Below are 19797 nucleotides of genomic sequence, written 5' to 3' on the forward strand. Positions count from 1 at the left end.
AAAGATCTTTCGATAAGTGAAGAAACAATACACCCGTCGTATTTCCACAGGGTCGATGTAGCCCCGGCCGAGAGAGAAGACGATGGCACGACCACGCGGCACGCTCGCCGGCGGCCTCCTCGTCTCCTTCGTCCTCGCCGCCGCGCTCGGCCTCCCGCCCGGCACGCTCGTCCTCTTCGGACTCGGCACCACCGTTCTCACCGTCCCCGCCGTCCACCTCCTCCTCGAGGAAGCCCACGACCGCGGCGACGTCCGCCGGCGGTTGCTCGTCGCCCTCGGCGTCGCCGCCCTCACCACGTTCGCCCTCGGGCGCCTCGTCGCCGCCGTCCTCACCACGCCCGGCGACCCCGCGCGCCTCCTCCTCCAGTGTCTCGCGCTCCTCTGCGGCCTCGTCGCCGGCGGCCTCACCGTCGCCGGGGGGTACGACCGCCTCCGAGACTGAGGCAACCGTCGCGCATCACAGAACCCTTATTCGCGCGGCCGCCCACCCACCGGTATGCGTATCGCGCTACTCGGCGGCACCGGCGACATCGGCGAAGGCCTCGCGCTCCGCTGGGCCTACGACAGCGACCACGACGTCATCATCGGCTCGCGCGACCCCGAGAAGGCCCGCGCGAAGGCCGAGGAGTACGAGACCGAACTCGACAGTCGCGGCCTCGAGCGCACCGTCAACGGCTTCGACAACGAGATGGCGGCCGACCGCGCCGACATCGTCGTCCTCGCCGTCCCCGCCTACCACGTCGGCGACGTCGTCGAGCACATCGCGGACGTCATCGACGAGGACACCGTCCTCGTCAGCCCCGCCGTCGGCATGAGCCGCGACGACGAGGGCATGCACTACAACCCGCCGGGCGTCGGCAGCGTCACCGCGCTCGTCCAGCAGAAAGCCCCGAGCGAGGTACCCGTCGTCGGCGCGTTCCACAACCTCGCCGCCGACCGCCTCGCCAACCTCGACGTCGAGTTCGACCTCGACACGCTCGTCGTCGGCGACGACGAGGACGCCCGCGAGCTCGTGGTCGGCCTCGCCGACGACATCGAGGGCCTGCGCGCGCTCGAAGCCGGCGGCGTCGCCAACGCCCCCGAAGTCGAGTCCGTCACGCCCCTCGTCATCAACATCGCGATGAACAACGACGGCATGCACGACGTCGGCGTCCGCTACCTCTAAGCGAGAGGGGCGGACTCGCGGACGGATAGTCACGTTCAGCGCGGAGCGCCGTCGCTACGCGGACAGCGTCGAAAGAAACGGGATGGTCGGTGTGGACTCCTACGCCGGCCGTCGCTTACGCGCCGGCTTCCTCGAAGGCGTCCTCGAGTTTGTCGGCCTGCGTGACGCCGACGAAGCGCTCGACGACGCCGTCGTCGTTCTCGACGACGATGGTGGGGATCGACCGCACCTGGTACTCGTTGGCGACGTCCTGGTTCTCGTCGACGTCGACCTTCTCGAAGTCGACGCGGTCGCCCCACTCCTCCTCGAGGTCCTCGAGGATGGGGTCCTGCGTCTTGCACGGGCCACACCAGTCGGCGTAGAAGTCCTTCAGGGTGACAGTCATCGTTCTACCCCGAACTAGGCCGGGCCACGCCGATAAGGATTACTCACCCGGCGAGCGCCGCGCGACGACGCCGTCACCGGGTGTGTCAAGTCGTCTATCGGGTATTCACGGCATGACGACGGTCGAATGCGAGGACTTAGGTGCGTCCGCGCGCATACGGTGCGTATGAGCAGCGGCCAGAACTCCGGCGGGCTGATGTCGAGTGCCGGACTCGTCCGGTACTTCGAGTCCGAGGGGCGCAACGCGATCCGCATCGACCCGAAGGCCATCATGGCGTTCAGCGCGCTCTTCGGCGTCCTCGTCATCCTCCTGAACATCTTCACCGTCTAGACGACCGACCCGGGAGCCTTTTTCACGCGCCGCCCCAACGGGGGCAGTATGACACTCGAAGCCGGCGTCGTCGCCGTCCAGGGCGACGTCTCCGAGCACGCCGACGCGATCCGTCGCGCGGCCGCGAACCACGGCGAGGAGGCCGTCGTCCGCGAGGTCCGCCACTCGGGCGTCGTCCCGGAGTGCGACCTCCTCCTCCTGCCAGGCGGGGAGTCGACGGCGATCTCGCGGCTCCTCGAGCGCGAGGGTATCGACGAGGAGATCGTCGCGCACGTCGAGGCCGACAAGCCCGTGCTCGCGACCTGCGCGGGCCTCATCGTCGCCTCGCGGGACGCGCGCGACGAGCGCGTGGAGACGCTCGACCTCGTGGACGCGACCGTCGACCGGAACGCGTTCGGCCGCCAGAAGGACTCCTTCGAGGCGCCCCTCGACGTCGAGGGCTTGGCGGAGCCGTTCCCCGCGGTGTTCATCCGCGCGCCGCTCATCGCGGCGGTGGGCGACGACGTGGACGTGCTCGCGACGTGGGAGGAGCGGCCCGTGGCGATCCGGGACGGTCCCGTCGTCGGGACGTCCTTCCACCCCGAACTGACGGCGGACGCCCGCCTCCACGACCTCGCGTTCTTCGAGAACGCGGAGGCGGTGCTGTGAGCGACCGCGACGACGCGGCGGGAGCCGACGGCGCGGACGGCGTGAACGACCGCGGAGCGGACGGCCTCGCGGCCACCGTCGACGCGGTGAAGGTCGCGGGCACGTCGGACGGCCCGATGCCGGTCGTGCTCGTGGACGTCGGCGAGACGGACGTCCTCCCCATCTTCATCGCGTTCGAGGAAGCGCTGAGCATCGCGCGCGGCCTCGACGCCGAGGACGTCGGCCGCCCGCTGACGCACGACCTGACGCTTGACGTCGTGGAGGAGCTCGGCGGCCGCCTCGAGCGCGTCGTCGTCCGCGACGTCGAGGACGGGACGTACTTCGCGGACGTCCACCTGCGGACGCCGCGCGGGACGACGGTCGTGGACGCGCGCCCGAGCGACGCGCTCGCGCTCGCCGTGCGGACGAACGCCCCCATATCGGTCGCCCCGGCGGTCTTCGAGGCGGGCCGGCGCGCTCGCGGGGAGTTCGAGGAGTTGCAGGACATCCGGGAGGTGAGCGCGCAGTGAGCGACACCGACGACGCGGGCGGCGCGAGCGACGGTGAGGCAGACCTGCTCGAGGAGCTCTTCGCGGTCATCGAGGACCGCAAGGAGACCCTCCCCGAGGGCTCCTACACGGCGTCGCTGTTCACGCACGAGAAGGGCGAGAACCGAACCCTGGAGAAGGTCGGCGAGGAGGCGACCGAGTTCATCCTCGCGGCGAAGGACGACGACGCCGAGGAGATGGCCGAGGAGGGCGCGGACGTCGTCTACCACATGCTCGTCGCGCTCTCGATGCACGACGTGGACGTCGAGGAACTGCTCGACGTCCTCCGGGAGCGACGCGGGTAAGGCCGGGATACCGCGTGCCGCCCGCGCTCTCGTCCGGGCGGTTCGCGACGATGCGGGCGGTGTGTGGCTTCGTGACGGCGTGAGCGGTCGATACGTGCCCTTTTACGTCTCGCCGTCGTATCCACGCTCATGATTTTCGAGGACCTCCCGACGACGCCCACGTCGGAGGAACTACTCGACAAGGCGTTCTCGCGGGCGGCGCGGGCGGGCCGGGCGAAGTCGGGCGTCGAGGCCCAGGAGTCGATGCTGCAGACGGCGTCGAACGTACTCTCGGACAACCTGGAGAACGTCGTGACGGCGTGGCCGGACTTCGACGAAGTGGACCCGTTCTACCGCGAGCTCGCGGACGCCGTCGTCGGCGTGGACGAGGCGCGCACGCACCTCTCGGAGGTGACGTGGGCGTCGCGGAAGACGAAGTCGCTCGGCCGCGAGTACATCGGCCGCCTCCCCCGCGACGACCCCGACCTCGCGCGCAAGCTCCGCAAGCAGGCGTTCGCGCGGATGGGCTCCGTGATGGACGAGGTCGAGGACGACCTCCAGTTCCTCAACGAGGCCCGCGACGAGCTGAAGACGTTCCCGGACATCCGACCGGACGAGCCCGCGATCGTCGTCGCCGGCTACCCGAACGTCGGGAAGTCCTCGTTCGTGAACGACGTGACGAACGCGCGCAACGAGATCGCGCAGTACCCGTTCACGACGAAGGCGGTGCGCGTCGGGCACGTGGAGCGCGACCACATCCGCTACCAGCTCGTGGACACGCCGGGTCTGCTCGACCGGCCGGCCGACGAGCGCAACGCCATCGAGGAGCAGGCGGTGTCGGCGCTGACGCACCTCGCGGACGCGGTCCTGTTCATGGTCGACGCCTCCGCGACCTGCGGCTACCCGCTCGAGGACCAGCTCGCGCTCCGCGAGGACGTCCGCGCGACGTTCGTGGACACCGACGACGAGTCGGACGAGGACGGCGTCGGCTTCCTCACGGTCTGCAACAAGAGCGACCTCTCGACGGACGTCGAGGCGGACGCCTACATGAGCGTGGAGACGGGCGAGGGCGTCGAGGACGCCCTCGGCGCGGCCATCGACGCGACGGGCTACGAGCTCGAGTTGCCGACGCGCGACTAGGCGCTCTGCGTTTCGACGAACCGTATCTGGACGCCGACGCTCCGCCCGGTCGTCTCGCGTATCCGTTCTTTGAGCGTCTCCGCGAGCGCGGGATAGCTCCCGTCGCCGGGTCTCCCGACCGTGAGGACGACGCGGTTCGGCGCCGCGAACGGTGACGGCGTGCGCTCGTAGGTGACGGTGAGTTCGACGAGCGAGAGCGCCGCGTACTCCTCGGAGTCGAAGGTGCCCTGGACGGTGTCGCGGGCGTTCTCCTCGAACTGGCCGTGCTGGTAGGAGGTGTAGGTGACGCCGCCGAGGAAGAGCGAGAGGACGCAGATCGCGGCGAGGAGGACGCCGATGCGCTTGAGCGTCGCGCTGCGGGCCTCACTGAGGCGGAACCAGCGCTCGGGCCGGTAGCCCTGGTACCAGAGGACGGCGAGCGCCGCGAGGTTGATGGAGAGGAAGTTCACGAGCACGAGCACCGTCGAGCCGATGACGGTCGTGGGGAGACCCCACGCGAGCCCGATGCCGATGACGGCGGTGGGCGGGACGAGCGCGACGGCGATCATGACGCCGACGAGCGCGGAGGAGACGCCGGAGGAGAGGCTGAACGCGCCCGCGACGCCGGCGCCGAGCGCGACGGCGAGCGAGAGGAAGTCGGGGCTGAGGCGCTCGCGTATCTGGCCGATGGCGAGCAGTTCCTCGGGCGAGAGCGGCGGGACGAGGTGGACGACGCGCGCGAGATAGGCGAAGCCGGCGGCGGCGGCGACCGCGGTGAGGAAGCCGACGGTCTGGAGTTTGACGCCGCGCAGGAACATCTCGCGGTCGTCGACGACGGTGCCGACGCTCGTCGCCATCGCGGGCCCGATGAGCGGCGCGATGACCATCGAGCCGACGACGACGGCGGGCGAGTCGAGCAGGAGGCCGGCGGTGGCGACGACGGCGGAGACGACGGTCATCACGACGAAGGGGACGAGGCGCGGCGCGAGGTCCTGTGCGGTCGCGATTATCTCCTCGCGGGCGATGCGGTCCTCGGACTCCTCCTCCTCGTAGCGCTCCTGAAGCTCCTCGAACTTCTTCGAGACGACGGTCTCGGCGTCCACGACGACCGTGTACGCGTTCTGCTCGAGGCCGGCGTCGCGGAGCGCGCCGAGGACGTCCTCGACGGCCTTCGTGGGGAGCGGGAAGTAGACGACGCCCGTGTAGCCCTGGCTCCCGGTTTCGTCGGTGACGACGTAGTCGATGTCGCGCTCCTCGAGCTCGCGGAGGATCGTCTCGCGCTTCCCAGCGGGAATGATGACCTGAACGAGTCGCACTGGTCCGACGTGCGCTCGGGGCCAGCAAAAGCGTAGGGGGACTAGTTCGCGGTGTAGGTCGCCTGCACGCTCACGGTGACGGAGACGGGGGCGCCGTCGACGGCGGTGCGCGCGCTCCCGCCCGCGCTGTCGCCGGCGCTCGTGTACGCGACGGGGACGCCGTAGCCACCGCCGACGGACGCGCTCCGAAGGCCGGTAACGGTGAGGTTCTCGGCGGTCGCGGCGGCGCTCGCCTGCGTGCGGGCGTCGCTCATCGCGGACTCGATGGCCTGCGTGCGGAGGTCGGCGCGGGTCTCCTCGGAGAGCGTGAAGCGCACGCCGTTCACGCGGTTCGCGCCGCCGGCGACGGCGGCGTCGAGGACGTCACCGGCCCGGTCGGGGTCGTCGACGGTCACCGCGAAGCCGTGGACGGCCTCGTAGCCCTCGCTGGACGTGGTGCCGTCGGGGGCTCGCGTGGTCCGCTCGGTGACGCGGTAGGTCGTGGTCTCGACGTCGTCGGCCGCGACGCCGGCGTCCGCGAGGGCGTCGCGGAGCGTGGAGGCGTTCGTGGCGACGGCGGCGCGCGCGGCGTCGGCGGAGTCGGCGGTGGCGACGACGGCGACGGAGACGACGGCGGTGTCGGGTTCGGCGGACGCGGACCCGGACGCGGAGACGTCGATGGTGGTGGCGTTCTGTGCGTTCTGCGGGGCGGCCGTGGCGGCGGGAGCCCCGGGGTTCGCGGCGACGACGCCGGCGGTGACGGCGCCGACGGCGACGACGACTGCGACGAGGACGGTCAGGTTGCGACGCATACGACTCAGTACGCGGCGGGGAACGTCAACGTCTCGGAGGGTCAAACGACCGTTTGTCCCCTCGCGCGACGAAAGACACAACCCCGCGCGCCGGCTATCGGTCGTATGTTCGAGACGCGACCGGACCGAGACGCCGAGGTCGTCCTCCTCGGGCGGTCGAACGTCGGGAAGTCGACGCTGATGCGCGAGATAACGGGCCACGACTTCACGACGGGCGGGAAGCCGGGCGTCACGCGCTCGCCGAACCACTACGACTGGGCGTCCGAGTCCTTCGTCGTCACCGACCTCCCGGGCTTCGGCTTCATGTCCGGCGTCGAGGACGAGCGCCGCGAGGCCATCAAGACCGATATCGTCCGATACGTCGAGGAGAACGCCGAGAAGATCCTCGCGGGCGTCGTCGTCCTCGACGGGAAGGCGGCGGTCGACATCATCGACCGCCACACGACCGAGGACGAGATCCCGCACACGGTCGAGCTCTATCACTTCCTGCGCGAGCTCGGCATCCCGCCCGTGCTCGCCGTCAACAAGATGGACAAGGTCGACGACCGCGACGAGCGCCTGAACGACATCGCGGATCGCTTCGGCCTCGTGCCGCCGTGGGAGCAGTGGCGGGACACCGTCGCGCCGATCACCGCGAAGACGGGCGACATCACCGCGCTGAACGAGGCGATCCGCGTCCACCTCGAGGACGCGAAGCGCGACGACCTGAAGAAGTTCTTCTGAGTCACTCGGCGTCGGTGACGAGGTCGAGGACGTACTGCACGAAGGAGTCCTGGCGGGCGAAGTGGTCGGCATCGACGGCCACCGCGAGCCCCTCGGTCTCCGAGAGGGGGAAGTTCAACTCGACGGCGTCCTCGAAGAACGTGACGTTACAGCGGAGTTCGCCGTGGCGTTCGGCGAAGAGGTCGTTGACGTACTCGGCTTCGAGGGACTCGAAGCGCATCTCCTCGACGCCGCGCGCGATCTCCGCGTCGTCGTAGTCGGCGGCGACGTCGTCGCGGAGGTAGTGGACGGTGTAGTCGTTTCGCGTGTAGCCGACGACCGAGCGGAGGCTGTCCCCGAGTCGGTCGCGTAGTCGATCCGGTAGCGCCGGCGACACCCGCTCCTCTTCCATGGCCCGCCATGAGATAGCATAACACAAAAGGAGTTCGGTACGGTCACCAGCCGAGAACGAAGCAACCCGGGGACGTGATTGCGAGGGGCGACGAAGCCCTTGTTTTTCGGACATCTTCGCCGATGCGTGACGGCGCGCGACGCCACGGGCACGACGCAGCCCACCCGGGGCGACGAGCGCCGTCACCGGGCTGAGGAACCGTGTCACACGACGCGGTTGACGAGCTCCTCGTCGGCGGCCGCGTGCAGGGCGTTCTGCCGGACGAGTGCCGCGACGTCCCGGTAGTAGTCGCGTTTCAGCGCGCCCGAGTGGGGCGTGACGACGACGTCTTCGTACTCCCAGAGCGGCGAATCTTCCGGAAGCGGCTCCCGCTCGAAGACGTCGAGGCCGGCGCCCGCGATGTCGCCCGCGTCCAGCGCCGCGACGAGCGCGTCCGTCTCGACGACGCCGCCGCGCGCGACGTTCACGAGGTAGGCGTCGTCGCGCATCGCCTCGAACACCGACCGGTCGACCATCCCCGCCGTGTCGTCGGTGAGCGGCACCGCGAGCGCGACGAACCGCGCGTCCGCGACGGCGTCGTGCAGGCGGTCGGGCGTGTATATCTCGCGGGTGTGTGGTGTGGGCGTGGGCGTCCGGCGGACGCCGTCGACGCGCATCCCGATCCCGTCCGCGCGGCGCGCGAGACCGCGTCCGACCGCGCCGAGTCCGACGACGGTGAGCCGCTCGTCGGTGAGCGTGAACGACTCGTCCCACGCGGGCTGAGCCCACTCGCGCTCGGCCTGCGCGTCGCGGGCGGTGTGGAGGCGGCGCGCGAGCGAGAGCATCACCCCGAGCGCCGTCTCGCCGACCGCCGCGCCGTGGATGCCCGAGGAGTTCGTGAGTGCGGTGCCCGACTCGCGATAGGCATCGAGGGGGAACTCGTCGTAGCCCGCGCGGACGCAGTGCACCCACTCGAGGCCGAGGAAGGCGTCGGCGTGTCCGAAGGCGGCGACGGCGTCCACGGCCGAGACGTCGTCACCGACGACGGTGGCGTCCGCACCGAGGTCGCGCAGGTGCTCGGCGAGCGCCTCCGGCGGGCAGACGGCGCGCACGGACTCGTGGACGCCGATCCGGTCGACGTGCATACCGGTCGCTACTCGCGAATCCCGATTGAGTCTTGTGGAAGGGCGACTCGGGAGAAAGGCCTCGTCACAAGGGGCTCGGAGGGGGTAACTCCTCGTCACCGTCGCCCACCCACACTCTCTCGTGCAGCGTCTAAGGCGTTCCGTCACGCGCCCGGACGAGGGTTCATCCGGGAGGCCGCGACCACACGTGGCCGTGCGCTGAGCGCGACCCGGGCGGGGACCGCGAAACACGACGTACGACCCCGCCCGGCCGAGTTTCGTCCGTCGTGTCCGCTAGCCCTACCAGTCCGCGAGCGCGCGCAGAGCGTCCGCGCGCGTCGCGACGGCGGCCTCGGAGAGAACCCCGTCCTCGGTGACGACGCCGGTCACGAGGTGGGCGGGCGTCACGTCGAAGCGGGGGTTCGCCACCGAGAGGGCCGCGTCGCCGTCGTAGAGGGCGGCCGCCGGTGCGTCCTCCAGTTCGGGGTCGTCCGGGTCGACGTCGGGCGCGATCTTGTCGCTCGCGCAGACCGCGTAGACGGGGACGTCGGCCTCGGCGGCGGCGAGCGCCGCCCCCCGCGTGCCGACCTTGTTCACGACGCTCCCGTCGCGGAGCACGGTGTCCGCGCCGACGAGCACGGCGTCAACCGACTCGACGAGCGTCGCGACGGCGGCGTCGGTCGTGAGCGTCACGTCCATCCCCTCGGCGGCGAGGCGTTCGGCGGTGGCGACGCCCTCGCGCGCGGTCCGGGACTCCGCGACGACGACGCGCGACGGCTCGGCACCGACGGCGGCGTCGAACGCGGTGCCCGAGCGCGAGAGCGTCAGCAGCGACGCGCCCCGGAGTTCGACGGCCGCGCTCGCGGCCGCGCCGTCGTCGGCGGCAAGCGCCGCGTCGATGGTCGCGCACGCGCTCGTCAGGACCGCGTCGGCGCTCTCACCGTCGGCCTCGGCGAGGACGCGGTGCACGCGGTTGCGCACGGCGGCCATGCTCTCGCGCGCGGCGAGGAGGTCGCGCGCCGTCCCGCAGAGCGCGTCGTAGCCCGCGCCCGCCGCCGCCTCGTCCCGGAGCACCTCGCAGGCGCGCACGGAGACGTAGGCGGAGCCGTGCGTCTCGTCGTCACGGACGCTCGTCACGCTCGGGCGCACGCGGTCGTAGGACGTCCAGAGGTCGGGGACGGTCGCGCGTTCGCGTATCGCGGGCGGCGGACACCACTCGTAGCCCGCCGTCTCGTAGTTCGGCGCGATTTCGCGGGTGTCGCAGTCGAAGAGGAAGGGGTGGACGACCCAGCGCGTCCCGCGTTCGGTGTCCTCGACGGGGAAGGGGTCGCCGGCGCGGACGAGCGTGACGTCCGCGTCGGGGTCGAGGCCGGTCTCCTCGCGGATCTCGACGCGGACCTGGGTCGCCGGGTCGCCCTCGGCGTGGCCGGCGACCGCACCCCACCGCCCGGCGTAGGAGCCGACGTCCGCGCTCCGCCGGAGTAGCAGAACGTCCGTCCCGTTGCGCAGGAACGCCGTGACGACGTGTGTCTCCTCCATACCGGCGCGGTCGGCCGCCGCGAGGAAAGCTTCGGGGGCCAGCGCAGAGCCGAGCGAGGCGCCCGAAGAGGCGACCGGCGATAGCCGTGCGCCGCGTCTCGACGTCCGGTATCGTCGGTCCTTTTAGCGCGCCCGCGAAAGGGCGCGTATGGAAGCGTTCGCGGTCCCCGGCCTCCCGGAGTTCGAGGCGGGCGACGACATCGCTCACGAGATCGAGGCGGCGTCCGACCTGCGCGACGGCGACGTGGTCTGCGTCGCGAGCACCGTCGTCTCGAAGGTCGAGGGCCGGACAGCCGACCTCGCGGACTACCCGGCGGGCCCGCGAGCGCGCGAGATCGCGGCGCGTCTCGAGGAACTGACGGGCGACGAGCGCGACCCGCGTTTCGCGCAGGCGGTCCTCGAGGAGTCGACGGATCTCGTGATGGACGAGCCGTTCCTCCTGACGGAGACGCGCTTCGGGCACGTCGGTGTGAACGCCGGCATCGACCGCTCGAACACGGGCGGCGCGGAGCTCCTCCTGCTCCCGAGGCGCCCGAGCGAGTCCGCCGAGCGAATCCGCGACGGCCTCGACGCGGACGTCTCGGTGGTCGTCACGGACACCTCGGGGCGTTCGTTCCGACACGGCCAGACCGGCGTCGCTATCGGCTGGGCGGGCATCCCGGCGTCGCGCGACTGGCGCGGGGAGACGGACCGCGACGGCCACGAACTCGAGGTGACGGTCGAGTCCGTCGTAGACGAACTCGCGGCGACGGCGAACCTCGTCTCCGGCGAGGGCGACGACGGCACGCCCGCCGTCGTCGTGCGCGACTGGGCGTTCGGCGACCACGAGGGGAGCGAGAACCTCTACCGGGACGTCGAGGGGGACTTCGTCCGGCAGGCGCTCCGGGGGTGGCGCTATGACGGGGATTGAGCTCACGCCCGAACTCCCCGTCTCGGAGGTGCGAGAGCTCGGCGTCCGCGCGGAGGAGGCGGGTTTCGAGACGGTCTATTCGTCCTGTCACTACAACAACCGCGACCCGTTCGCGGCGCTGACGGCGCTCGCGGACGCCACCGAGTCGGTGCGGCTGGGTCCGGGCGTCGCGAACCCCTACGAGGTCCATCCCGTCCGCGTGGCCTCGCAGGTGGCGACGCTCGACGAGCACTCGGACGGGCGGGCGGTCTGCGGGCTGGGCGCGGGCGACCGCTCGACGCTCCGCAACCTCGGCATCGAGCGCGAGCGCCCGCTCCGGCGCGTGCTGGAGGCGATGCAGGTGTCCAGGGAGCTGTGGGCTGGCGAGCGCGTCAGCCACGACGGGACGTTCACGGCGGCGGACGCGGGGCTGAACTACGCCGAGGAAGTGAGCGAGGTGCCCGTTTTCGTGGGCGCGCAGGGACCACAGATGCTCCGGATGGCGGCGAAGCACGCGAACGGCGTCCTCTTCAACGCCTCGCACCCGCGCGACGTGGCGTGGGCGGCCGAGCGCGTCGAGGAGGGGCTGGCGGAGCGCCCGGACTCGCGGGGCGCGTTCGAGTTCGCGGTGTTCGCGAGTGTGAGCGTCGCGGAGAGCCGGGAGGCCGCTCGGGAGGCCGCGCGGCCACCGGTCGCGTTCATCGCGGGCGGCGCGGCCGACCCGGTGTTGGCGCGCCACGGTATCGACGCGGACGCCGCGAGCGCGGTCGGGGCGGCGGTCGAGCGCGGCGAGTTCCGCGAGGCGTTCGCGGACGTGAGCGAGGCGATGATCGACGCGTTCGCGATCGCTGGAACGCCCGAGGACGTCGCGAGTCGGGCGGCGGCGCTGCGCGAGCACGCGGACACGGTCGTCTGCGGGTCGCCGCTCGGCCCGGACCGGGCGACGGCGATCGACCTGCTCGGCGAGACGCTCCCCTAGCGGGGCTGGCCGTCGACGTAGCCGGTGTCGCCGCTGCCGACGAAGTCGCCGAGCACGCCGATGACGACGTAGATGCTGACGACGCCGATTCCGAGGAGGAGAAGCGTGCTGACGAGTACGAGGACCGCCTGCGCGATGCCGGCGCCGGCGACGCTCGCGAAGACGTTCACCATCTCTGCGAGTTGCTGACCGAGGGGTTCCATACGCCACGGGTCGCGGCCTGCCCCCTTAGTTCTCCGTGGTTCGCGGCGGTTCGTCGCCCGGCCGACGCCGCGAGCAACAGAGTGGTAAATATACTCACACGAGGTGTGTGACCGGCAGACATACGTGGCCCGTGTGCCCTATTGGCTCGAAAGGGTCGCATCCGGCCGACCGCCGTCACCATGACAGACAGCCACACCGCTCGACCGGAGACCGAACGCCCCGCCGACTCGTCCGTCGACCCGCTCCCGCTTCCGGACGCCCGCGCGCTCGTCGACGCCGTCACCGAGAACGTCGGGCGCGTCGTCGTCGGGAAGGACGGCGTCATCGAGGACGCGCTCGTCGCGCTCCTCGCGCGCGGACACCTCCTCCTCGAGGACGTCCCCGGCGTCGGGAAGACCATGCTCGCGCGCTCGCTCGCCGCCTCCGTGGACGGCGCGTTCTCGCGCGTCCAGTTCACCCCCGACCTCCTCCCCGCCGACGTCACGGGGACGAGCGTGCTCGACGAGTCGAGCGGCGGCTTCAGCTTCCAGCGCGGCCCCGTCTTCGGGAACGTCGTGCTCGGCGACGAGATCAACCGCGCGCCGCCGAAGACGCAGGCCGCGCTCCTCGAAGCCATGGAGGAGGGACAGGTGACCGTCGACGGCGAGACGCACGCTCTCCCCGACCCCTTCTTCGTCGTCGCCACCCAGAACGCCGTCGAGCGCGACCGCGTCTACGACCTCCCGGTCGCCGAGATCGACCGCTTCACGAAGAAGCTCACGCTCGGCTACCCGAGCGTCGAGGAGGAGGTCGACGTCCTCGGGCGCGTCGTCGGCCACCACCCCGTCGAGGACGTCCAACCGGTCGCGGGCGTCGGCGACCTCCGGCGCGCGCGCGAGACCGTCGCGCGCGTCGAGACGAGCGAACCGGTCCGCGAGTACGTCACGCGGCTCGCCGACTACACCCGCGAGCACGCCGCGCTCGGCGCCAGTCCCCGGGGGTCGATCGCGCTCCTCCGGTGCGCGCAGGTTCGAGCCGTCCTCGACGAGCGCGACTACGTGATCCCGGACGACGTGAAGCGCGAGGCGCCGAGCGTCCTCACGCACCGCGTCCGGGCCGACAGGACCGACGGGCTGGGCGGTGAGGCCGCCGAGCGCGTCGTCGCCAGCGCGCTCGACGCCGTCCCGCCGGAGTGACGATGCGCCCCGCGCTCACCCGTCGCGGCGGCGTCGTCCTCGGCGTCGCGCTCGCCGCCACTGCCGCCGGTTGGCTCTTCGGCGCGCGCTCGCTGAACGCCGTCGCCGTCCCGACCGCCGTCGCGCTCGCCGTCACGGGCTGGCTCGTCTATCGCGCCGAGGCCCCGACCGTCGCCCGCGACCCGCCGCGTGACGGACACGCCGGCGAGACGCACGAGGTCGGGGTCCGCGTCGAGGGCTCGCGAACGGTGGCCGTCACCGTCCGCGACGCGCTCGCCGACGGCCTCGACGGAGACGGGACGGTCCGGACGGTCGCGGACGGCCGCGAAGACCGCTACGCCGTCACGTACCGCGAGCGCGGGCGACACACCGTCGGCCCGGCGCGCGTCACCGTCGCCGACCCGCTCGGCCTCTGGACGCGGACGTTCGAGGCGGGCGACGAACACGCGCTCACCGTCTACCCGCGCGTCCTCCCGCTCACCGCGCCGCCCCGGGCGCTCGCCGGGTCGACCGGTCGAGCGGACGAGCGCGGCGAGTTCGCCGGCGTCCGCGAGTACCGCCACGGCGACCCGCTGCGCGACGTCAACTGGAAGGCGTCCGCGAAGCGCCCGGACGAGTACGTCGTCACGACGTACGCGGACGAAGGCACCGACGCCACCCTCACCATCGCCGTCGAAGTCACGGACGGGGGCGACCCCGACCGCGCGGCCGTCGCCGCCGCCAGCCTGCTCGACGCCTGCCTCGACACGGGCGCGGCGGTCGGCCTCCGCACGCCCGCCGAAACGCTCGCGCCCGCGAGCGGCGATTCCCACCGCCGCCGCGCGCTCGGCGCGCTCGCCGTCCTCGGTCACGGCACCCTCCCCTCGGCCGCCCGCGAGGACGCGCGTGTCGCCGTGCGCGCGGACGCGACCGGCGTGCACGTCACCGTCGACGACGACCGGCGCTCGTTCGACGCGATGGCCGACGCCGCCGACGCGGGGGTGGGCGCGTGACGCGCACGATACCCGTCCTCGGGCGACTCACGCCGTATCGACTCGGCGCGCTCGCGTGCGTCGCGGTGCTCTCCGCCTCCTCGCTCGCCGTCCTCTATCACGTCCTCGACGTCGTCGGCGGCCTCGACTACTTCTGGCCGGTGCTCGCCGGGGCGCTCCTCCTCGCCGCCGTCGCGCAGGCCGCCCGCCCGCGGGTCGCGCTCGGCGTCGGATCGCTCCTCCTCGTCGCCGGCTTCGGCGTCTACGTCGCCACCGCGCCGGAGAGCTACACGGCGGCGCTCACCGCCGCCCGCGTCGCCGAGGACGTCCTCGCGTTCCTCACCGGCTACTCCGTCTTCCAGATGGTGAACGTCACCGTCTGGGCGCTCGCGATGGTGCCCGCGCCCGCCTTCCTCACGTGGTACTTCGCGCTCCGCGAGCGCTACGCCGCCGCCGTCGGCGTCGCCGGCCTCGCGCTCGCCTTCTTCGTCCTGACCGGCGACAGCGGCACCGTCGGGACGCTCGTCGGCGTGCTCGCGGGCGCGGGCGCCGTCGGCCTCGGGACGCTCGACCGCTACGGGGCGACCCGAGAGCAACTCGAAGCGCTCGCCGTCGCCGCCGCGCTCATGACCGTCGCGCCGGCCGTCGTCACCGCCGTCCCCGGCGGGAGCGCCGCCCCCATCGTCCCCGGGAGCGACACCGCACCGACCGGGAGTATCGTGAGCGCGGGCGAGCGCGTCGGCGTCGGCGGCGCCATCGAGCTCTCCCCGCGTGTCCAGTTCGTCGTCGAGAGCGACGTCTCCACGTACTGGCGCGTCGCCGTCTACGACCGCTACACCGGGAACGGGTGGGTTCGGACCGGCGATGGGGGCACCCTCGCGGGCCCGCCGGGGGCGAGCACGACCATCACCCAGACCGTCACCGCGAAACGCCCGCTCTCCGCGATGCCCGCCGCCGCCGAACCCGTCTCCGTGAGCGGCGTCGACTACAGCGTCACGAGCGGCGGGAACCCCGTCCCGGCGAGCGGGCTCACGGCGAACGAGAGCTATCGCGTCGTCAGCGAGCACCCGCGAACGTCGCCGGGCCTGCTCGCGAACGCCGGCACCGACTATCCCGAGTCCGTCACCGAGCGCTACCGCCAAGTGCCCGACACGACCGGTGAGGGCGTCAGTGCGCTCGCCGAGCGCGTCACCGCGAACGCGAGCACGCCGTACGCGAAGGCGCGAGCCGTCGAGTCGTGGCTCGAGGCGAACAAGAACTACTCGCTCGCCGGCGCGGGCGCGGACGGCAACCTCGTCCAACACTTCCTGCTCGACGCCGAGCAGGGCTACTGCGTCCACTTCGCGTCCGCGATGGTCGTCCTCCTCCGCGAGGAGGGCGTCCCCGCGCGCTTCGTCACCGGCTACACCGCCGGCCAGCACGTCGGGAACGACACGCACGTCGTCCGCGGCCTCGACTCGCACGCGTGGGTCGAGGTCTACTTCCCGGACGTCGGCTGGGTCCGCTTCGACCCGACGCCCGCCGACCCGCGCGAGCAGGCCGAGCAGGCCCGCCTCGAGGACGCCCGCGAGCGGAACGAGAGCGGCGTCGACGCCGCCGGGAGCGAGCCGACGACCACGACCACCGCCACCACCGACCCCGACCCCGACCCGGGCGACGGTCGCACGACGACGGCGACCACCGCTGCGACCGCGACGAACGGCTCCGGTGCGGTCGGCGCCACCCCGACGCTCCCCCCGGGCTACGAGCGGCCCGGCGCCGGCACCGCCACCGCGTCGGACGGCGGCCTCCCGTCGCTTCCCGAGCCGCGCGTCCTCGCGCTCTGGGGCGTCCTCCTCGGTGGCGTGCTCGTCGGCCTCCGGCGACTCGGCGTCTTCTCGCGCGCCTACCGCGCCGTCTGGCTCCGCTGGCTTCCGCGCGGCGACCCCGCGCGCACCGTCGACGGCGCGTACGCGCGCGTCGAGTACGTGCTCGGCCGGCGGCGTCGCCCGCGCCGCGACGGCGAGACCGTTCGGGAGTACCTCCGGGCCATCGACGCGCCCGACGCCGCCAGACGGATCGCCGCGCTGCGCGAGCGAGCGCGCTATCGCGGCGACGTCACGAGCGCCGACGCGGCCGCCGCCCGAGACCAGCTACGCGAGCTGGTAGGCGAAAACGGCCGCCCGTAGCCCGTTCGAGCGGTCTGGCGACAGTATTTTGTATCCCGACATCCAACCTAGCACCGTAATGTCGGACGTATGCTCGACGTGCGGATTGCCCGATGAACTCTGCGTCTGCGAGGACGTCGCCAAGGAGTCCCAGCAGATCACAATCCGCATCGACGAGCGCCGCTACGGGAAGGAAGTGACCGTCGTCGAGGGGCTCGACCCCAAAGACGTCGACCTCGACAGTCTCTCCTCGGACCTCAAGTCCAAGTTCGCGTGCGGTGGGACGGTCGAGAACGGCGAAATAGAACTTCAGGGCAATCACTCGGGTCGCGTCGAGGACTTCCTCCGCGATAAGGGCTTCAACGTCGCCTGAACGACGGTTTTGCCGGCGCGCACCGCGCGCCGGCAAACGCTCGACCGCTGCGGGAAACCGCGTGTTTCGTCGCTTGCGTAGAACGCGCCGCGTTCCGCGGACGAAAGCGCGGTAGGCCCCTCGGGGGGTCGCCGCCTCGCGCCGGTCGGCGCGAGCGGATATCGGGGCGGCTATCGTTCCGTCCCGCTTCCCGTTCTCTTGCAATTTTTCACGCCGCGTAGCGGCGGCTCGGCCGAGACCGGCGGGTCGCGGACGGGCGGTCGCCTAGAAGGGTGCGTCGGGCGTCCCGTCCGGGGCCGGCCCCTCGTCCGCCTCGCGCGCGGCCGTCTCGAGGCCCCACTCCCACGCGGTCAGTCCGCCCGCCATGCTCTCGACGGTGGCGTCCTCGTCGATGCCCTCGTAGGACGCGATGAGGTTCGCGGCCTGCACGCTCGACTGGCCGTGCGGGCAGACCGTGACGACGCGCTCCGCGCCCGCGAAGCGCTCGACGTCCCGCGTGAGGCGCGGGAAGGGGACGTTCTCGCTCCCGGGGATGTGGCCCTGCGCGTACGCGCCCTCGGGCCGGATGTCGACGACGCGGACCGCCGCGTCGTCATCGAGGAGCGCCTTCACGTCCGCAGGCGTGATCTCTCCGTCCATACCTCGATGGTGCGCGCCGGCGCGGATAAACGGCGCGGTCAGGGCAGGTAGCCGTCGGCGGCCGCGAGCAACACGCCCTCGAGCGTCGCGTCGTTCGCGCGCCCCTCGCGCACCGTCTCGACGACGTCGGCGGCGGGGACGCGTCGCACCTCGATGAACTCGTTGTCGTCGAGGTCGCGTTCGCCGGCGGTGAGGCCCTCCGCGACGACGATGCCCCGGTCGTGGCGGAGGACGCCGGTCGTGCACGCCACCTCCTGAACGAGCGTGTACTCGTCGGCGACGTACCCCGTCTCCTCGCGGAGTTCGCGGCGCGCCGCCGCCTCGTAGCCCTCGCCCGCCTCGACGATGCCGGCGACGAGTTCGAGACAGCGCTCGCGAATCACCGGCCGATACTGCTCGACGAAGACCACGTCGTCGCCGTCGACGGCGAGCACGACCACGGCGTCCGGGAGGTCCGCCCAGTAGTAGTCCTTCTCCGTCCCGTTCGGCTGCTCGACGCGGTCGTAGCCCCCCGCGTACCAGCCGGTCTCGTACTCGGTCGCGCTCTCGACGACGCGCCACGACTCGGAGTCGTCCATACGTCGCGTCGGCGTCGCCGGGCGAAAAGCCTCCCGCTCGCCTCAGACGACCTCGCTGTAGAACTTCCCGTGCGCGATGCGCCGCAGCGTCCCCACCGCCGCCTCGGGTTCGTTCTGGTAGGTCGCCGCGACCACCGCGTCCTCGAACGGGACGACGTGCCAGACCGCGTTCTCGACCTCCGTGCTGCCGTTCTCGTAGACGTCGAGGTCGGGGTGGGCCTCGCAGAAGGACTCGAACTCCGCGTAGGTGCCGACCGAGACTTCGAGGAGCGACGCGAAGAGCGCGTCGCGCGCCGTCTCCACGACGTCGCTCGTCACGCGCTCGCGGTACTCCTCGCGGTCGAACTCCATCGCCTTCGCCGTTTCTCGAGTGACGGTCTGCGCGGCCGGCCCGAGCTCGCGATACTGGTCGGCCGCCTCCTCGGGCGTCTCCGGCGCGAGGAATCCACGCTCGTCCATGCCCGGCGAAGGCGCGCCACGCCCTACTCGGTTTCGCCTTCGGCGTCGTCGGCCGCGTCGCCGTCGTCCGCGGACTCGGCCGGCGACTCCGCCGAGTCGCCGCCCTGCTCGCGCGTCGCGTTCGCTCCCGCTCGCTCTCCCCGCGATGCCTCCGTTCCGTCGGCATCGCGCTGCATCTCCTGAGTCATCTCGGCGGCGTCCTCGAGGATGCGCTGTGCCTCCCCGCCGAGCGCGCCCGCGCCGCTCGTGTCGACGGCGGGCCCGTTCGACCCGTGGCCGTGGTCGTGCGCGTGGCCCTCGACGGGTTCGGTCTCCACCTCGAACTCGACCGTCTCCGCGTGCTCGGTGACGCGCGGCGCGAGGTCGTCGGTGCCGCCTTCCTCCCAGCCGGCGGCGTGCTCGTCCAGCCACGCCTCGTGGTCGCTCGCGCCCGTCACCGCCGCGAACGCGAGGTGGTCCGCGAGGTGCTCGGCGTCGGGGACGTGCTCGTCACAGACCGGACACGCGTAGCCCATACCGGGCACCTAGGTGCGGACCAGTAAACGCGTGGCGGTCTCAGAGGCGCGCGATCATCACGAAGGCGTCCTCGCCGTCCGAGTAATAGCGCGGGAGCGTGCGGAGGTACTCGAAGTCGAACGTCCGGTAGAGCGAGATGGCGGGCTCGTTCGAGCGCCGGACTTCGAGTTTCGCGCTCCGGACGCCCTGCGCGTTCAGCACACTGAGCGCGTGCGAGAGGAGCGAGCGCCCGATTCCCTGCCCGCGAGCGTCCGGGTGGACGGCGATGTCCTTCACGTGGCCGAGCGGGCGGCCGTGGTTCGGGATGGTGTCCGCGACGACGAAGCCCGCGACGCCAGCGCGCTCCTCCGCGACGAGGAAGCCCGGGTCGCCGAGGTGCTGCTCGAAGGCGGAGAAGGGCCACGGCTGCGCGAACGACTCCTTCTCGATGCGGAAGACGTCCAAGAGGTCGCCACGCCGCGCCTGTCGGATGCCGGCGTGTTCGACCCGGTCGGCAGCCGTCGTCACGAGTGCGCGTAGGGGGCCGGGGGGTATGTACGCTGTGGC

At 72.0% G+C, this 19797-nt stretch carries 26 protein-coding genes; 14 read left to right on the forward strand and 12 right to left on the reverse strand.

The annotated features are described in order from the left end of the window. Window positions 1-82 precede the first annotated feature (82 nt). Both IEY12_RS08990 and npdG read left to right on the forward strand, forming a co-directional pair. On the forward strand, window positions 83-442 hold the full coding sequence (locus IEY12_RS08990; protein ID WP_188882865.1) for a hypothetical protein: 360 nt from the start codon (window positions 83-85) through the stop codon (window positions 440-442). Window positions 443-496: 54 nt separating this feature from the next. Beyond that, window positions 497-1165: an NADPH-dependent F420 reductase gene (npdG, locus tag IEY12_RS08995; protein WP_188882867.1), complete on the forward strand. Its 669-nt coding sequence runs from the start codon at window positions 497-499 to the stop codon at window positions 1163-1165. A gap of 115 nt (window positions 1166-1280) precedes the next feature. Here the strand turns inward: npdG and trxA are convergent, their stop codons facing one another. After that, entirely contained in the window at window positions 1281-1550 is a 270-nt protein-coding gene (gene trxA, locus IEY12_RS09000; protein WP_188882871.1) for a thioredoxin, read from the reverse strand. Between the two features lie 165 nt (window positions 1551-1715). On the opposite strand from trxA, the gene IEY12_RS09005 reads away from it, so the two are divergent. The 5 genes from IEY12_RS09005 (at window position 1716) to IEY12_RS09025 (ending at window position 4479) form a co-directional block, all read left to right on the forward strand. Then, entirely contained in the window at window positions 1716-1880 is a 165-nt protein-coding gene (locus IEY12_RS09005; RefSeq protein WP_188882873.1) for a preprotein translocase subunit Sec61beta, read from the forward strand. A gap of 48 nt (window positions 1881-1928) precedes the next feature. Then, window positions 1929-2528, forward strand: coding sequence for a pyridoxal 5'-phosphate synthase glutaminase subunit PdxT (gene pdxT / locus IEY12_RS09010; protein ID WP_188882876.1), 600 nt, complete (start codon window positions 1929-1931; stop codon window positions 2526-2528). 116 nt (window positions 2529-2644) lie between these two features. After that, window positions 2645-3037: a bifunctional nuclease family protein gene (locus tag IEY12_RS09015; RefSeq protein WP_188883401.1), complete on the forward strand. Its 393-nt coding sequence runs from the start codon at window positions 2645-2647 to the stop codon at window positions 3035-3037. After that, complete coding sequence (gene hisE, locus IEY12_RS09020; RefSeq protein WP_188882878.1) at window positions 3034-3360, forward strand: phosphoribosyl-ATP diphosphatase; 327 nt, start codon at window positions 3034-3036, stop codon at window positions 3358-3360. Before IEY12_RS09015 ends, hisE begins: the two co-directional genes overlap by 4 nt. A 129-nt stretch (window positions 3361-3489) precedes the next feature. Further along, window positions 3490-4479, forward strand: a complete 990-nt coding sequence (locus IEY12_RS09025; protein WP_188882880.1) for an NOG1 family protein — start codon at window positions 3490-3492, stop codon at window positions 4477-4479. Here IEY12_RS09025 and IEY12_RS09030 read toward each other — a convergent pair. Next, window positions 4476-5774: a TIGR00341 family protein gene (locus IEY12_RS09030; RefSeq protein WP_188882883.1), complete on the reverse strand. Its 1299-nt coding sequence runs from the start codon at window positions 5772-5774 to the stop codon at window positions 4476-4478. The two genes, IEY12_RS09025 and IEY12_RS09030, sit on opposite strands and share 4 nt — an antisense overlap. A 41-nt stretch (window positions 5775-5815) precedes the next feature. Next, on the reverse strand, window positions 5816-6565 hold the full coding sequence (locus IEY12_RS09035) for an SIMPL domain-containing protein (protein ID WP_188882885.1): 750 nt from the start codon (window positions 6563-6565) through the stop codon (window positions 5816-5818). A 105-nt stretch (window positions 6566-6670) separates the two neighbouring features. Between IEY12_RS09035 and engB the strand changes: the two genes are divergently transcribed. Then, a complete protein-coding gene (gene engB, locus IEY12_RS09040; RefSeq protein WP_188882887.1) occupies window positions 6671-7288 on the forward strand; it encodes a GTP-binding protein EngB in 618 nt (205 codons plus the stop codon). Window position 7289: 1 nt separating this feature from the next. Here the strand turns inward: engB and IEY12_RS09045 are convergent, their stop codons facing one another. From IEY12_RS09045 to IEY12_RS09055, 3 genes are all read right to left on the reverse strand, one after another. Further along, window positions 7290-7679 carry a DUF7522 family protein gene (locus IEY12_RS09045; protein WP_188882892.1) on the reverse strand — a complete coding sequence of 130 codons (390 nt, stop codon included), beginning with the start codon at window positions 7677-7679 and terminating at the stop codon, window positions 7290-7292. A 203-nt stretch (window positions 7680-7882) separates the two neighbouring features. Beyond that, window positions 7883-8803, reverse strand: a complete 921-nt coding sequence (gene ddh, locus IEY12_RS09050; protein ID WP_188882894.1) for a D-2-hydroxyacid dehydrogenase — start codon at window positions 8801-8803, stop codon at window positions 7883-7885. 279 nt (window positions 8804-9082) lie between these two features. Then, window positions 9083-10321, reverse strand: coding sequence for an eIF2B alpha/beta/delta subunit family protein (locus tag IEY12_RS09055; protein ID WP_188882896.1), 1239 nt, complete (start codon window positions 10319-10321; stop codon window positions 9083-9085). A 148-nt stretch (window positions 10322-10469) separates the two neighbouring features. Between IEY12_RS09055 and IEY12_RS09060 the strand changes: the two genes are divergently transcribed. Together IEY12_RS09060 and IEY12_RS09065 are read left to right on the forward strand one after the other, a co-directional pair. After that, the gene (locus IEY12_RS09060; protein ID WP_188882898.1) at window positions 10470-11231 is read left to right on the forward strand and encodes a coenzyme F420-0:L-glutamate ligase; all 762 of its coding nucleotides are present in this window, start codon (window positions 10470-10472) and stop codon (window positions 11229-11231) included. Then, the gene (locus IEY12_RS09065; protein WP_188882900.1) at window positions 11218-12189 is read left to right on the forward strand and encodes a 5,10-methylenetetrahydromethanopterin reductase; all 972 of its coding nucleotides are present in this window, start codon (window positions 11218-11220) and stop codon (window positions 12187-12189) included. The genes IEY12_RS09060 and IEY12_RS09065 overlap by 14 nt, the downstream gene beginning before the upstream one ends. Here the strand turns inward: IEY12_RS09065 and IEY12_RS09070 are convergent. Next, window positions 12186-12392 carry a hypothetical protein gene (locus IEY12_RS09070; protein WP_188882902.1) on the reverse strand — a complete coding sequence of 69 codons (207 nt, stop codon included), beginning with the start codon at window positions 12390-12392 and terminating at the stop codon, window positions 12186-12188. The genes IEY12_RS09065 and IEY12_RS09070 overlap by 4 nt on opposite strands. A 180-nt stretch (window positions 12393-12572) precedes the next feature. Between IEY12_RS09070 and IEY12_RS09075 the strand changes: the two genes are divergently transcribed. Genes IEY12_RS09075 through yciH form a run of 4 tightly spaced genes read left to right on the forward strand, consistent with a single transcriptional unit; the run spans window position 12573 to window position 17059 of the window. Further along, the gene (locus IEY12_RS09075) at window positions 12573-13568 is read left to right on the forward strand and encodes an AAA family ATPase (RefSeq protein WP_188882907.1); all 996 of its coding nucleotides are present in this window, start codon (window positions 12573-12575) and stop codon (window positions 13566-13568) included. Window positions 13569-13570: 2 nt separating this feature from the next. Continuing rightward, window positions 13571-14560 carry a DUF58 domain-containing protein gene (locus IEY12_RS09080; protein WP_188882909.1) on the forward strand — a complete coding sequence of 330 codons (990 nt, stop codon included), beginning with the start codon at window positions 13571-13573 and terminating at the stop codon, window positions 14558-14560. Further along, the gene (locus tag IEY12_RS09085; protein ID WP_188882911.1) at window positions 14557-16707 is read left to right on the forward strand and encodes a transglutaminase TgpA family protein; all 2151 of its coding nucleotides are present in this window, start codon (window positions 14557-14559) and stop codon (window positions 16705-16707) included. The genes IEY12_RS09080 and IEY12_RS09085 overlap by 4 nt, the downstream gene beginning before the upstream one ends. 58 nt (window positions 16708-16765) lie before the next feature. Continuing rightward, window positions 16766-17059, forward strand: a complete 294-nt coding sequence (gene yciH, locus IEY12_RS09090; RefSeq protein ID WP_123074399.1) for a stress response translation initiation inhibitor YciH — start codon at window positions 16766-16768, stop codon at window positions 17057-17059. A 264-nt stretch (window positions 17060-17323) separates the two neighbouring features. Here yciH and IEY12_RS09095 read toward each other — a convergent pair whose 3' ends face one another. The 5 genes from IEY12_RS09095 to rimI are packed head-to-tail and all read right to left on the reverse strand — an operon-like array spanning window position 17324 to window position 19758. Then, a complete protein-coding gene (locus IEY12_RS09095; RefSeq protein WP_188882913.1) occupies window positions 17324-17698 on the reverse strand; it encodes a rhodanese-like domain-containing protein in 375 nt (124 codons plus the stop codon). Window positions 17699-17736: 38 nt separating this feature from the next. After that, window positions 17737-18276: an NUDIX hydrolase gene (locus IEY12_RS09100; RefSeq protein ID WP_188882915.1), complete on the reverse strand. Its 540-nt coding sequence runs from the start codon at window positions 18274-18276 to the stop codon at window positions 17737-17739. A gap of 42 nt (window positions 18277-18318) precedes the next feature. Then, complete coding sequence (locus tag IEY12_RS09105; RefSeq protein ID WP_188882918.1) at window positions 18319-18735, reverse strand: DUF5809 family protein; 417 nt, start codon at window positions 18733-18735, stop codon at window positions 18319-18321. 23 nt (window positions 18736-18758) lie between these two features. Next, on the reverse strand, window positions 18759-19250 hold the full coding sequence (locus IEY12_RS09110; protein WP_188882920.1) for a DUF5810 domain-containing protein: 492 nt from the start codon (window positions 19248-19250) through the stop codon (window positions 18759-18761). A 40-nt stretch (window positions 19251-19290) separates the two neighbouring features. Next, complete coding sequence (rimI, locus tag IEY12_RS09115) at window positions 19291-19758, reverse strand: ribosomal protein S18-alanine N-acetyltransferase (protein ID WP_188882923.1); 468 nt, start codon at window positions 19756-19758, stop codon at window positions 19291-19293. Window positions 19759-19797 lie beyond the last annotated feature (39 nt).

The sequence above is a fragment of the Halarchaeum grantii genome, assembly GCF_014647455.2.
In the GTDB taxonomy this organism is placed as follows: Archaea; Halobacteriota; Halobacteria; order Halobacteriales; family Halobacteriaceae; genus Halarchaeum; species Halarchaeum grantii.